We start from the raw sequence: 13,473 nt of genomic DNA, 5'->3' as shown, positions 1-13,473 counted from the left end.
TTGTCCTCTATCCCGACCGTCAGCCGACTGCCGTGAAGATGTCGATGGTGCCCGACTTCAGCGTGACGATCGCGCGCTTGGTGTCCTTGCGCTTGCCGATGCCGAAGCGGGTGCGACGGGCCTTGCCCACGCGGTTGATGGTGTTCACCGCGGCGACCTTGACGCCGAAGATCTTCTCGATGGCGAGCTTGATCTCGGTCTTGGTCGCGCGGGGGTCCACGAGGAACGTGTACTTGCCCTCGTCGATGAGCCCGTAGCTCTTCTCGGAGACGACCGGCTTCAGGATGATGTCGCGCGGGTCCTTGTTCACAGCGGTCATGCCGAGACCTCCTCGGTGGCGCCGGCCTTCGCAGCGACGAACGCGTCGTAGGCGGCCTTGGTGAAGACGATGTCGTCGGAGACGAGCACGTCGTAGGCGTTGAGCTGGCCGACGGGGAGCACGTGGACGTACGCGAGGTTGCGCACGCTCTTGATCGTGATCTCGTCGTCGCGGTCGATGACCACCAGGACGTTCTTGACGGCCGACAGGCCGGTCAGAACGGCGGCGGCAGCCTTCGTCGAGGGCGTGCCCTCGATGCCGAAGGAGTCGACGATGTGCAGACGGCCACCGCGAGCGCGGTCGCTGAGCGAACCCAGGAGCGCCGCAGCGATCATCTTCTTGGGCGTGCGCTGCGAGTAGTCGCGCGGCTTGGGGCCGTGGACGATGCCACCACCGGTCATGTGCGGCGCGCGGATCGAGCCCTGGCGGGCGTTACCCGTGCCCTTCTGCTTGAAGGGCTTGCGGCCGGCGCCGGAGACCTCGCCACGACGCTTGGTCGAGTGCGTGCCCTGGCGAGCCGCCGCGAGCTGCGCGACGACGACCTGGTGGATGAGCGGGATGTTCGTCTTGACGTCGAACAGGGCGGCGGGAAGCTCGACCGAACCGGCCTTCTTTCCGCCGACGCCGTGGACGTCGAGCGCGAGAGTCGAGTCAGCCATGATCAGGCACCCTTCACTGCGTTGCGGACGTAGACGATGCGGCCGCGCGCACCGGGGACGGCGCCCTTGACGAGCAGCAGACCCTTCTCGGCGTCGACGGCGTGCACCGTGAGGTTGAGGACGGTCACGCGCTCGCCACCCATACGGCCGGCCATGCGCATGCCCTTGAAGACGCGGCTGGGCGTCGAGGACGCACCGATCGAGCCGGGCTTGCGGTGGTTGCGGTGCGCACCGTGCGAAGCGGAGACGCCCTTGAAGTTGTGGCGCTTCATGACACCGGCGGTGCCCTTGCCCTTGCTGGTGCCGACGACGTCGATCAGCTGGCCCGCCTCGAAGGTGGCGTCGACGGTGAGCTCCTGACCGAGTGAGTAGTCAGCGGCATCCGCCGTGCGCACCTCGGTGAGGTGGCGGCGCGGGGTCACGCCCGCGGCCTCGAAGTGGGCCGTCAGGGGCTTGTTCACCTTACGGGGGTCGATCTGGCCGTAGCCGATCTGCACCGCGTTGTAGCCGTCCTTCTCGGGCGTGCGAACCTGGGTGACCACGTTCGGCGCGACCTCGATGACGGTGACGGGAACGAGCTTGCCGTTCTCGTCCCAGACCTGGGTCATGCCGAGCTTGGTACCCAGCAGGCCCTTGGAAACCTTGTTGTTGATGTCAGCCATGTCGACCTCAGAGCTTGATCTCGATGTTGACGTCGGCCGGGAGGTCGAGGCGCATCAGCGAGTCGACGGCCTTGGGCGTCGGGTCGATGATGTCGATCAGACGCTTGTGGGTGCGCATCTCGAAGTGCTCGCGGCTGTCCTTGTACTTGTGGGGCGACCGGATGACGCACACGACGTTCTTCTCGGTCGGAAGGGGCACGGGGCCCACGACAGTCGCGCCCGCACGGGTCACGGTGTCGACGATCTTTCGCGCCGACGTGTCGATGACCTCGTGGTCATACGACTTCAGGCGAATGCGGATCTTCTGTCCCGCCATTGTCTGCTCACTCTCTTTCTCGCGTCATACCTCTCGGGCATTGGACGCACGTGGCGCGGTTACGCCGGGTACTTCGTCCTCATGGCTCGTGTTGCGAACCGGTGAGGGATGCTGCACCGCTGTTCTGATGTCAGTCCGTTCCCCCCGCACGCGTGCGGAACCTGTTTCCAGGTGAGGAGTCGGATGTGGTGTTCTGCTGCCCGCGGCCTAGGACCCTGCACCGGTCCTCGCGAGGAGGAGGCGCCGCCTATGCACTGCCCTGGCAGTGATCCCGCAGCGCGCTGGCGCGCACGCAGGAATGTGGAACCTGACTAGTCTACGTGCCGCCCGGGCGTGTCGCAAACTCGGGCGTGTCGCGCTTCACTGAATCCCCCGCGCCCGGCGTCTGCCGGGCCGGAAACGACGGAGGGACGGATGCCGCGCGGCATCCGTCCCTCGTTCGGCGAGGTGCTACTCGTTGCCGATCTTCGAGTCGATCGTGCCCCGGACGTCGTCCACGGTGCCGTGGGCCGACTCGGGGGCGACCTTCTTGACGAACTCAGCAGCAGCGTCGAGAACGTTGTCGCTGACCTCCTCGGCCTGATCGGAGTTGAGCGTCTCCTCGATCTTGTCCTTGTTCTTCTCCAGGAAATCCTTGCCCTGGTTCACGAGATCCTCGATGCCCATATGTTCTCCTCCCGCTCGGCGGACACACCGGCGGATGCCGTCGTGCTGGCACCATCATGACGCGAAGGCCGCCCCCGGTCCAGGGCAATGTGACCGGCGATCTACGCCATCTCGACGGTCCGACGACGCCCCCACCAGAGAGCCGCAGCGCCCAGCAGAAGCAGCCCGATGCCGAAGGGCAGGTACGGCGCGAGCGTACCGCCACTGGACGCGAGCCCGGTGACGGTGACGTCGCCGGAAGCCGAGGCCTCCGAAGGGGTGGGATCGGCGTCCGAGTTCACTGTCGCCGTGTTCACCACGGTGCCCGAGGCCGACGCTGCGACGTCGACGGTGAGGGTGATCGTCACCTCCTGACCGACGGCGAGCCCGCCGATCGTGCAGGTGAAGGTGGAGGCGGACATCTCACATGCGCCGTCGGCGCCCTCGATGTCGAAGCCACGCGTGACGAGCCCGTCGGGCAGCTCATCGATCACCGTGACAGGGCCCGGGTCCTCCGTGGGACCCTCGTTGACGACGGTGACCTCGTAGCGGGCCTGCTGACCGGTGACGAGCTCGTCGAGCAGCGTCTTGGTGATGCTGAGCTCGCTGAGCGCCGGCACGGCGACCACGGCGGTGGAGGAGTTGTCGCCGAGGGTGCCGGCATCCTCCGGGGTCGTCGCAGTGACCGTTGCGGTGTTGGACACCTCCGGGTGGGCCGCGGCGAGCACACGCACCTCGAGGGCGATGACCGGAGCGGTCGCGCCCACGGCGAGCACATCACGCAGGCACAGCACCTGGCCGGTGGACGCGTCGACCGCGCAGTCCCAGCCCGTGCCGGTGACGCCTACCACCTCGAGGCCGGCCGGAACGAGGTCCGACACGCGGACGCTGGCGGCATCCGACGGCCCGTTGTTGGTGACCGAGAGCGCGTAGACGAACGTGTCTCCCACGCGCGGCGTGCCCGTCGCGGTCTTCACGATGGCGAGGTCGGCGACCCGGGCGATCGTGCCGGACGCGGTGGCCGTGTCGTTGTCGGCATTGGTGTCGGGCGTCGAGGTCGAGACCACAGCAGTGTTCTCGATGTCCCCGTCCAGGTCGGCTGCCGCGTCGACCTCGAGCACGAACGACGCGGATGCCGCGGGCGCGAGCACACCATCGAAGGTGCACGTGACGTCGGCTCCCGTCGGGTCGCACCTCCAGCCGTCGCCGTCGACCCCTGCATAGGTGAGGCCGTCCGGAAGGGGATCGGTAACGGTGACGTCGCGGGCCGAGGAGGGACCGAGGTTCACCACGGTGAGCGTGTACCCGCCGGAGCCGCCCGCGGTGATCGTCGTCGAGACGGCCTTGCTGAGCGCGAGGTCGGTCTGCTCGGTGACGGGGACGACGGCGTCGGACGTGTTGTTCGACACGCCGCCCTCGAGAGGCTCCGCGGTCAGGCCCGGGGCCACCCGGACGTCGTTGCGGACCTCACCCTGCACGTCGGGGGCGATGAGACCGGTGACGGTGATCACCGGAGCGTCGCCGACGGGCAGGTCGGTGACCCGCTCGCACACGATCGTCTGGCGGCCGTCCTCGGTCGGCTCACCCGCCAGGCAGGTCCATTCGTCACCCTCCGCCGAGACGAAGCTCACACCGGCCGGCAGGGTGTCGACGACCCGGATGGGGTCATCGACATCCGCGTCGGAGTTCGAGGGTCCATTGTTGCTGACGACGACCGTCCAGGTGATCTGACGGCCGGCGACGACGTCCTCACGCGACGTGGCGACATCCTTCACGATCGACAGGTCGGCGACCTCCGACACGGTGACCGTGTCGGAGGCGTCGTTGTTGGTGAGGTCGCCGTCGGCGGTCTCACCCGGTACGACGCCGGCGGTGTTGGTGACGTCGCCGCTGAGGCCCTCGTCGAGGGCCACCCGCACGTCGAACGACACCGCATCACCCGAGGCGATCGGCGAGGTGATCTCGCACACGATCTGCTTCGGATCGGTACCCGGCGCGCAGCCGGCATCGGAGCCGTCGGCGACGAAGGTCACACCGGCGGGCAGGGTGTCGGTGACGACGATCGGCGAGGCCTCGGAGGCGGCCGAGTCGCTCGGGCCGTCGTTGGCGACCGTGACGGTCCAGGTGAATTCCTCGCCGGCGACGGCGCGCGCCTCCGGGTCGTGGGTTTTGGTGAGTACGAGGTCGGCGGTCGTGACGAGCACGCCGGTGACCGAGTCGGAGTTGTTGGACGTGTCGGAGTCGGTCGTGGTGGAGTCCACCGTGGCACGGTTGGTCACACCGCCCGTGAGCTGCGGCGACGCTGCGACCTGCAGCAGCAGCTCGACGGGATCGGCACCCGGCGGGATAGCCCCGTCGTATGTGCAGAGCACGAGGGTCGGGTCGGCCCCGTCGGCGGCGCAGGTCCACGGGCTGGTCTCGCCGTCGGCGACGACCACGCGGTCGAACGTGAGCACGGAGGGCAGTACGTCGGTGACGGTGACGTCACGGGCGGTACTGGGACCGTCGTTGAAGACCTGGATCAGGTACGTCCCGGTACCACCGGCGACGATCGGTGTCCGCACTTCCTTCAGCAGGCGCAGGTCTGCCGATTCGGCGACCGACGACGACGTCGTGTCCTCGTCGTTGTCCGTGGCGCCTGCCGGCTGCGCGGTGAGACCGGGAGCGACGGTAGCGGTGTTGACGATCGTGCCCTGCACATCGGCATCCACCATCGCGTCGATCACGATGACCTGCGGATAGCCGGTGGCGAGGTCGGATGCCAGTTCACAGCTGACCGTGGCCCCTCCGGTGCCGATCGTGCACTCCCCATCGCCGGGCGATGTCACCGCGGTGGCGGTAACTCCGGCGGGAAGGGTGTCGGTCACCACGATCGGGTGGTCGGCGTCTGCGTCGGAGTTGGACGGGCCGAGGTTTCTCACCGTGAGCTCCCACCGGATCGCCTGACCGGCGACGATGTCGTCCGCGTCGGTGACGACGGTCTTCTCGATCGCGAGGTCGGCTTCCTCGACGACGGTCGGGGTGACGACCGTCGCCTCGTTCGGCCACACCGCATCGGTCGGCTCGGGGGTCAGCCCCGGCGTGACGGTCGCGGTGTTCGAGAGGGTGCCCGAGACGCCCTCGGCGACATCGACGGTGACGGTGATGGTCACCGAATCGCCGGGCGCCAGGGTCGAGGTGATCTCGCACGCGACCCCGCCGGCGTCGTCATCGCAGGTCGCACCGGTTCCCGTGGCCGAGACGAAGCTGGTGCCATCGGGCAGCACGTCACCGATCGTGATCGGGTCGTCGGCGGTGGCGACGGAATCGCTGGGGCCGTGGTTGGTGACCACGATCGTCCACGAGTACCGTTCACCGGCGGTCGGCGTGCCCACGGCGGCCTTGGTGATCCCGAGGTCGGCGAACGTGCTCACCATGACGGTCGCGTCGTCGGAGGGCGGTGTCGACTCCGACGGCGACGTGACGGTCGCGGTGTTCGTCAGCGCGCCCGCCTTCAGCGACGGGTCGACGGCCGCGGCGATCTGCAGCACGGGGGCATCTGCGCCGGCGGCCAGCATGACCGCGGCGCCATCGGCATCCTGCAGCTCGCAGAGCACGTCCTGCGCGTCGGTGATGCATGACCACACTGCGGGGCCGCCGATGGTCGATGCCGAGGCGAGCGTCAGCCCGTCGGGCAGGGTGTCGGTGATGACGACAGATGCCGCGGCATCCGACGGTCCGTCGTTGCCGACCTGCAGGCGGAAGGTGGCGATGCCGCCAGCGTCGACGGCGGTCTGCACCGCGGTCTTGACGATGGTCAGCTCGCTGACGGCGACGACATCGATGCTGTCGTCGTCGGTGGCGGTTGCCGGCTCGTCGGTGGCGCTGTCGATGGTCGTCGAGGTGGCCGTCGCGGTGTTCGGGATCGTCGCACCATCGACGACCGAAGAGCGCACGGTCGTGGTGACGGTGAGGGAGACCTCACCGCCGGCGGGGATCGTCCCGATGGTGCACGCGAGCGAGGCCGTTCCCGTGCAGACGATGTCGTCGTCGGGGTCAACGGACACGAGCGCGAGGCGGGCATCGAGCACATCACTCAGGGACACGTTCCGCGCGTCGGAAGGTCCGTCGTTGCCGATCGTGATGCTCCAATCGACCTCGTCGCCGGCACGCACCCCCTCCTCCGATGCGGTCTTCTCCACCGTGAGGTGGGCGCGCTGGATGACGGGGAGCTCGACGTCGTCGACGTTGTTGGTCGGCACCGGATCGGAGGTGGTGGATGCCACCTCGGCCGCGTTGGTGAGGGTGCTTCCCTGGAACGAGGCGGCGATTCGTACGGTCACCTGCACCGTCCACGGCGACTCGTCGGCATCCAGTCCCGTGGACTTCACGCAGGTGAGGTCCTGGCCGTCGATGGTGCAACCCGCCGGCAGCGGCGTCACGGCGGTGAGCCCCGTCGGCAGCGTGTCGGTGAGGGTGACGGCGTCGGCATCCGACGGTCCGCGGTTGTCGACCGTGAAGGTGTAGATCGCGGTCTCGCCGGCGCGCACGGGATCACCGGCGGCACCCGAGGTCGGACGCACCGTCTTGGTCAGCGCGAGGTCGGCGCTCGGCTGGGCGGGGCCGGGCTGAGCGTCGTCGGTGGCCTGGTCGGCGCGCCACGTGGAGGAGACGGTGGCGGTGTTCACGAGGTCGTCGCTGTCGCCGGAGAAGGCCGGGGCGAGGGTCACCGTGTACTCCAGCTCCGGAGCAGCTTTGCCCGCGGCGAGCGTTCCCACCAGAGCGAATCGCACCGTGCGTCCGGAGACCGATGCCGTCCAGGCCGAGCCACCCGCGGTGATCTCGTCGAAAGTCGTGGCCTCGGGAAGGGTGTCGACCACGAAGATGCCGCGCGCGTCGGACGGTCCGCGGTTGCCGACGGTCACACGGTACGACACCGTCTCGCCCGGCGTGACCGGCGCCGGCGGCGCCGGGTCGATGACCTCCTTGACGATGGTGAGGTCCTCCTCGACGGCGACGTCGGTGCGCACTGTGGAGATGTTGTTGCTCGTGACCGGGTCGGTGGTGACCGGCGTGACGGATGCCGTGTTGACTATCACGTTCGTCCCGGCGGCCACCGCGCTGTCGACGGTGCCGCGCACCCGGACGGTGATGGTGTCCCCCACGGCGAGATCGTGCGCGATGCGGCAGGTGAGCACGCCGGAGGCGATCTCACAACCGTCGGGCGCGGTGCCCACGAGCGCTGCGCCAGTGACCTGGGACGGTAGCGTGTCGCGCAGGACGATGGGGTTACCGGCGCTTCCGCGCGAGACGGACGGGCCGTGGTTGGTGAGGGTGATCGACCACTCGATCTGCTCACCCGCCGTCACTGCACCGACTGCCGGGGTCGTCACCGTCTTCACCACGCCGAGGTCGGCACGAGTCGTGACGGTGCCGGTTGCGGTGGCGGTGTTGTTCGCCGGAGTGCGGTCTTCGGTGTTGGCGGCGACGGTGGCCGTGTTGGGCACCTCGGCGCCTGAGACGACATCGGCCGCAATGGCGACGGTCACAGTGATGATCGGGAAGCTCGCCCCGGAGGCCAGCGTCTCGCTCGCGGAGGTGCGCACGCAGGTGAGCACGCCCGACCCGTCGGGAGTCCCACAGGTCCAGCCTGTTCCGGACGCGCCCTGGAAAGTGACCCCCGCCGGCAGCGTGAGCGTGTCAGCGACTCGGACGCCCACGGCCGGATCGGGGCCGTTGTTGGTCACCGTGAGGCTGAACTGCCCCGTCTGGCCCGCGACGAAGGTGTTCGCGACGACCCGCTTGGCGAGCCGCAGGTCGGCCTGGTGGATGAGCGCGGTGGCCTGGCCGCTGTTGCCGATGTACGAGCCGTTGCCGCTGTTGTACGACGTGCCGCCCGTGGCATCGGTCACGCGTGCAGCGACCGCGGTGTTGGTGTGAGGCTGCGCGCTCCCCACAGCTACACTCGTGCCGGCCACCGCTTGGTAGGTGATCGTGTGGGTGGCGTTCGTCGTCAGCGCACCGAGGTCCGCCCAGGTGAGGGTCTGGCCCGACGCGGAGGGGTCCGCCGCGGCAACACCGTCGATGACGGTCGAACCGGCGACGTAGCTCCAGTTCGCGGGCAGAGTGTCGACGGCATCCATCGACACCGCCGTCGCTGTGCCAGCGTTGCGCAGGGTGATGGTGAAGCTCACGTCCTGACCGATGTACACCGGGTTGGCGGTGACCTGCGTCTTCGAGGTGTTGATGCGCGGGAACGCGGGCGTCACCGCGGCGGTCGAGGCCGTGCCTGGGCCGTACATCTTGCCGTCGTTCGGGAGGGATGTCCACGACTGAGGAACGATCGAGTTGGTGAGCGCCTCGCCCGACAGTGTCGAGGCCGTTTCCAGCCGCGCCGGGTAAGTGACCGTCTGCGGGCTGCCGACGTCGAGGGAGGAGATGCGCCACGTGATGGTGCGCGCCGCCGCGTTCCACTCGCCGCCGGCGACAGTCGCGCCATCGGCGACGCGGGTGCCGTCGGTGGTGGAGACCACCGGGTAGACGCCGGTGGGCAGCGTGTCGACCACGACGAGGTTGTGGGCCGTCTTGCCATGCAGAGTGGTGTCGCCGGATGCCGTGATCGTCGCCGAGTAGGTGAAGATCTCGCCCTGCGCCTTCGGCGTCCCCGCGTCGCTCACCGACTTCGAGACCGACACCCGCGGCTGACGGATCTGCACCGTTGCGGTAGCGGTTGCCGACGTGGCCGTGCCCGGGACCGCGGTGGTAGGCGCCGTACCGTCGGTTGCGTCCCACGTGATGCGCGCCTGGTTCTGGGCCGAGAGCACTGAGGTTGCGATCGTGGTGGGCACCGTGGAGGTGACGTCGAGGGTCAGCGTGCGAGCAGCGGGCGCGGCGGCGATGTCGTCGAGGTACACGCCGAGCACCTGGGTGTTGCCGGCCGGCGACGGGAGGCGGGTGGCCGTCGGGCAGGGACCTGTCCAGTCCGCTCCGCAGCTCAGCTCATACGTCGCGTCGGCAGCGATGCCCAGCGGCGCACCCAACGTGTCGAGGATGCGCGCCTGGTAGAAGTTGACTCCCGCGGGCACGGTGACAGTCACCCGCCATGTGACCGGTTCCCCGGCGACGGCCGACCCGGTCGGCGACGTCTTCACTTTCGTCACGGGCGGCACGGCCGCCGTCACGGTGCGGTTGGCCGAGGCGGGGGTGATCGTGCGCTCACCGGCGACCGTGCCCGACATGGTCGTGCCCGAGATCGTCGCGGTGTTCACGAAGGTGCTGCTGGCGACGATCGGTGACGGCACGCGCGCCGAGTACACGATGTCCACGCTGCCCGGGGTCAGAGCCGCAGCGAGCGTCCAGGTGTACTTGGTGCGCCCCACAGCACAGCCGTTGGTGCCATCGCCCGCCACAGGGCCGGAGACCGTCGCTACCGACGAGCTCGTGAGGCTTGTCACGTCGAGTAGGCGACTGTCGATGCAGTCGACGATCACGCCCTCGTGCAGCGGCGGACGACCGGTGGAGTTGGACGCGCGCAGACGGTAGTAGACGGTCTGACCGCCCGTCGCTTCGGTGTCGGTCGTCAGCCAGGGTCCGGTGGCCCCCACGAGGGACACGTTCTTCCCGATCGTTGGATTCGGCAGCACGATGGTGACCTGCGCGTCGTCGCGGTCACGCTCGGTGGCCCCCGTCGTCGCGGTGGTGGGCGTGCTCATCATGCGCGCCTCGTTGACGAGGGTCGTGTTGTTCGCATTGGGAACGACATCGGCCACGCGCATCGTCAAAGAAACGGTGAACACCGCCTCGGTGGTAGTGGTGTTCGTCCACGTCGTCGGGAAGAGCAAGTCGCCGAAGTTCGCGCCGGCGGTCGTGCACAGGCGGAACTCGTTCGTCGCCTGCGTGCAGCCGTCGGCCACGGTGATCCCGGCGGGCGAAGCGATCAGCGAGGGCGAGCCGACGGCAACCCAGCGCGCGGCGGTGGGCGGCAGCTCGTCGAGCACGCCGTTGAAGACGGTGGTCTTCGCCGGGATCTTCGCCGAGTAGTTCCACGTGACGGTCTCCCCGACGGTCGCCTGACCGGTCGCGTTGTTGTTCGTCTCGGTGACGCCGGTGGCCGTCACCACTTTGTCCACCTCCGCGTTCGGCAGCGAGATCGTGGTGGAGTCCGCCGCCTGGGGCGCGTTCTTGATCTGCCCTTCGTACGCGCCGATCGGGTTGGTCGGATAGAACGTGGGGCCCGCGGCATCCGCATCGATACCGTTCGTGCTGACCGAGGTGAACCGTGTCACGGCGGCGTCGTTGGTGTGCGCCGACGCGATTGACAGCGGCGACGGCACGCGCAGCGTGTAGGAGATCGTCGTGGTCTCGCCATCGCGGAGCGGATCGGCGCTGAGGTCGAGCACCCAGGTGACGACGACGCGACCGCCGCGCACGCTGCAGTCCGCCGCAGTGATCGCCGGCGACGCCGTGGTGATGTCGTCGCAGTCGAAGCCGGCCGGCAGAACGTCTTGGACTTCGATCTCATCGAGGGGGTAGTCGCTCAGTCCTCCGGCTGTGCCATCGTGGCGCACGTCGATGGTGAAGGAGAGGTCCTGCCCCTCCTGCACCGGGCTCAGCGCGTTGGCGCCGTCGACCTTCTTGTCCAGCGATAGCGGCGGGGCCGGCGCCAGGCGCACGCCCACGTCATCACGCAGCGCCACGATGCTGCCATCGCCTGAGGAGTAGCGCATCTTCGCGAGGTTGCCGGTGATGCGCGGCTGTGTCTGCGGCACCGAGTCGATGCGACCGAGGACATAGAGCTGCAGGGAGTCGCCGGGAGCGACGTAATACGCCCCGGCCGCCAGCTCGCCCAGACGCCAGCGGGTCGAGGTCGCCGTCGGAGTGTCGAGGGCGGTGACCGTCGCGCGTCCGGCACCGGAACTGGCCGCCCACGCGACCATCGAGGTGCCGACGGGCAGGAAGTCGGTGAGCTGCACGTCACGAGTGGCGACACCCGTCGGGAAGGTCGCCTCGATGCGGAAGCAGACGAGGTCTCCCAGCTGGAGGGCGGGCGACGAGGATGCCGCGGGCTTCGTGTAGTCGGAAGTGGCGGTGCACGTGGTGCCGGCGCCGGCGACCCCGGTGATCGCGAGTCGGTCAGAGTTCTCCCACACGGTCTTGGTGAGCGAGACGCCGGACGTGCCGACCGTGGCCGACGAGTCGTTGTCTCCGGGCGCGGTGCCGGAATCGACGGTGTTGGAAGCCACCGGCTCCACCGTGCCCTCGAGGTGCACGCGGTTGGCGAAGCTGTCGCCTGCCGACGTGCGGGTGCCGTCCTGATAGTGGCTGCGCATGAAGACGGAGTAGCGCACGGTCGCGTCTTCGTCCTCGTCGCGGTCCACCACCGAGAACGTCACCGTGAAGCGTCCCGTCGCCGCGTCGAAGTCCACAGACTCCATGGCCCCCGCACCTGAGACGGTTCCGGTGCCGCTCTGCGCGGCGGAGCACTCCGCCGGCCACGTGTCGCCGGAAACGGTGACACCGGCGGGGAGCACGGGACACATGCCGTCGGGAATGGTGTCGACGACGGTGATGTCCGAGGAATCGACGTACTCGCTGGTGCGCACCGTGAAGCTGTACTCCTTCGTGCCGCCCACGGCGAAGTCTCCGGAGGCCGCGGACTTGACCACACCCACGTCGAGCACGGTGACGGTCGACTCGGCGGATGTCGTGATCGAGGTGCTGCCGCCGGTGGCGACGTTGCCGGTGTAGGTGGCCGTGACGTCGACGGTGTTGGTCACGCCGTAGCCGCCCGTCGTCGGACGCGTCGGCGCCCCCGGGGAGGCTGCGCCGGGGAGGGTGACCTCTCGCAGCGCGACGTAAGCGTCGTAGGTCAGATCGATGGTCCGGTCGCGCGCCACATCGCCGAGCTTCCACGTGAGCTTGGTGAAGACCTCACCGTCGAGCTCGACGATCTGACAGGTGTAGTCCGCGTCGGCACACCCGAGCACTGTGAAGGTGGCCGGCACGTAGTCCGAGACGACGACGTTGTTCGATCCTGCCTCGGGCGCGGTGCGCACCGAGACCTTCCAGGTGGCCGGGTTCTGCGGTCCGCGATAGACCTCGGCCTCGGCGTTGGCGATCTCCGTCTTCGACACACTGATCGCGGTAACCGTGACATCAGCGTCGACGGACCCGCCCTCGGTGGCGTCGGTGACCGTTGGCGCCCCCGAAGCGGGCACCGTGACGGTCGGGACCACCCGCTCATTGCTGTTCGCGTAGACGCCCGCACCCAGCTCGAACGACGAGCCCACCGGGTATCGGTCGTCATCGGCCCGCACCGAGAACGCCACCTGCGTCGAGGCCCCCAGCGGCAGGTCCGCCACGTTCTCCCAGACGAGCACCTGCGCGGTGTAAGGGTTCTCGGCATCCGGATCGTTCGGGTCGGGGGTCCAGTTCTGCACGGTCGGCTCCCCCGGACCGCCGGGAGCTGCGGGTGAGCTGCCGCTGACGTACGTCACGCCGACGGGCAGCACGACGACCGCGCTCGCGTTGTACAGGTCCGCGCCCGACGGGTTCGATGCACGCACCGTGACTCGGCCAGTGCCGCCGGCGAGGACAGTGGCGCCGGTCGAGCTCACCGAAACTCCCGTCGCGGTGCCGACAGGTTCCGTGGCACTCGCGATGGTCGGGACGGCCACGAGTCCGAGGGTCAGAACCAAGGCGATGATGACGGCGAAGACCCAGGAGCGCGCGCGAGTGAGCATGCTGAAGGCAGGCATGATGAAACCTCTGCAGTAGCGGAGTCTCATCGCTCGGGGACGCGAAGAGACGAGAGGGTCGGGTGTCCCTCCGCTTGTCACGCTATCGAGCCGTGCCTACCGAATTGCCGCTCAATCTGCCGCTTGAGGCGATCCT

6 protein-coding genes are annotated in these 13,473 nt (G+C 68.8%); all 6 read right to left on the bottom strand.

What is annotated here, in order from left to right:
* Window positions 1-19 precede the first annotated feature (19 nt).
* A complete protein-coding gene (gene rplW / locus ACSQ18_RS02195) occupies window positions 20-319 on the bottom strand; it encodes a 50S ribosomal protein L23 (RefSeq protein ID WP_144807104.1) in 300 nt (99 codons plus the stop codon).
* Window positions 316-978 carry a 50S ribosomal protein L4 gene (rplD, locus tag ACSQ18_RS02190; protein ID WP_144807103.1) on the bottom strand — a complete coding sequence of 221 codons (663 nt, stop codon included), beginning with the start codon at window positions 976-978 and terminating at the stop codon, window positions 316-318. The genes rplW and rplD overlap by 4 nt, the downstream gene beginning before the upstream one ends.
* Window positions 979-980: 2 nt before the next feature.
* On the bottom strand, window positions 981-1,640 hold the full coding sequence (gene rplC, locus ACSQ18_RS02185; RefSeq protein WP_144807102.1) for a 50S ribosomal protein L3: 660 nt from the start codon (window positions 1,638-1,640) through the stop codon (window positions 981-983).
* Between the two features lie 7 nt (window positions 1,641-1,647).
* The gene (rpsJ, locus tag ACSQ18_RS02180; RefSeq protein ID WP_005050520.1) at window positions 1,648-1,956 is read right to left on the bottom strand and encodes a 30S ribosomal protein S10; all 309 of its coding nucleotides are present in this window, start codon (window positions 1,954-1,956) and stop codon (window positions 1,648-1,650) included.
* Window positions 1,957-2,406: 450 nt separating this feature from the next.
* Window positions 2,407-2,622 carry an Rv0909 family putative TA system antitoxin gene (locus ACSQ18_RS02175; protein WP_144807101.1) on the bottom strand — a complete coding sequence of 72 codons (216 nt, stop codon included), beginning with the start codon at window positions 2,620-2,622 and terminating at the stop codon, window positions 2,407-2,409.
* Window positions 2,623-2,723: 101 nt separating this feature from the next.
* The gene (locus ACSQ18_RS02170) at window positions 2,724-13,337 is read right to left on the bottom strand and encodes a hypothetical protein (protein WP_436035408.1); all 10,614 of its coding nucleotides are present in this window, start codon (window positions 13,335-13,337) and stop codon (window positions 2,724-2,726) included.
* Window positions 13,338-13,473: the final 136 nt, after the last annotated feature.

The organism is Microbacterium sp. LjRoot45 (genome assembly GCF_964253325.1).
GTDB lineage: Bacteria > Actinomycetota > Actinomycetes > Actinomycetales > Microbacteriaceae > Microbacterium.
The sequence above is the reverse complement of the archived record's forward strand: the minus strand, read 5'-3'. Positions and strand labels throughout refer to the sequence as shown.

What these genes read in the sequence shown, in the direction of transcription:
- rplW (WP_144807104.1), bottom strand. Translation starts at nt 319, where the DNA reads ATGACCGCTGTGAACAAGGACCCGCGCGACATCATCCTGAAGCCGGTC.
- rplD (WP_144807103.1), bottom strand. Translation starts at nt 978, where the DNA reads ATGGCTGACTCGACTCTCGCGCTCGACGTCCACGGCGTCGGCGGAAAG.
- rplC (WP_144807102.1), bottom strand. Translation starts at nt 1,640, where the DNA reads ATGGCTGACATCAACAACAAGGTTTCCAAGGGCCTGCTGGGTACCAAG.
- rpsJ (WP_005050520.1), bottom strand. Translation starts at nt 1,956, where the DNA reads ATGGCGGGACAGAAGATCCGCATTCGCCTGAAGTCGTATGACCACGAG.
- ACSQ18_RS02175 (WP_144807101.1), bottom strand. Translation starts at nt 2,622, where the DNA reads ATGGGCATCGAGGATCTCGTGAACCAGGGCAAGGATTTCCTGGAGAAG.
- ACSQ18_RS02170 (WP_436035408.1), bottom strand. Translation starts at nt 13,337, where the DNA reads ATGCCTGCCTTCAGCATGCTCACTCGCGCGCGCTCCTGGGTCTTCGCC.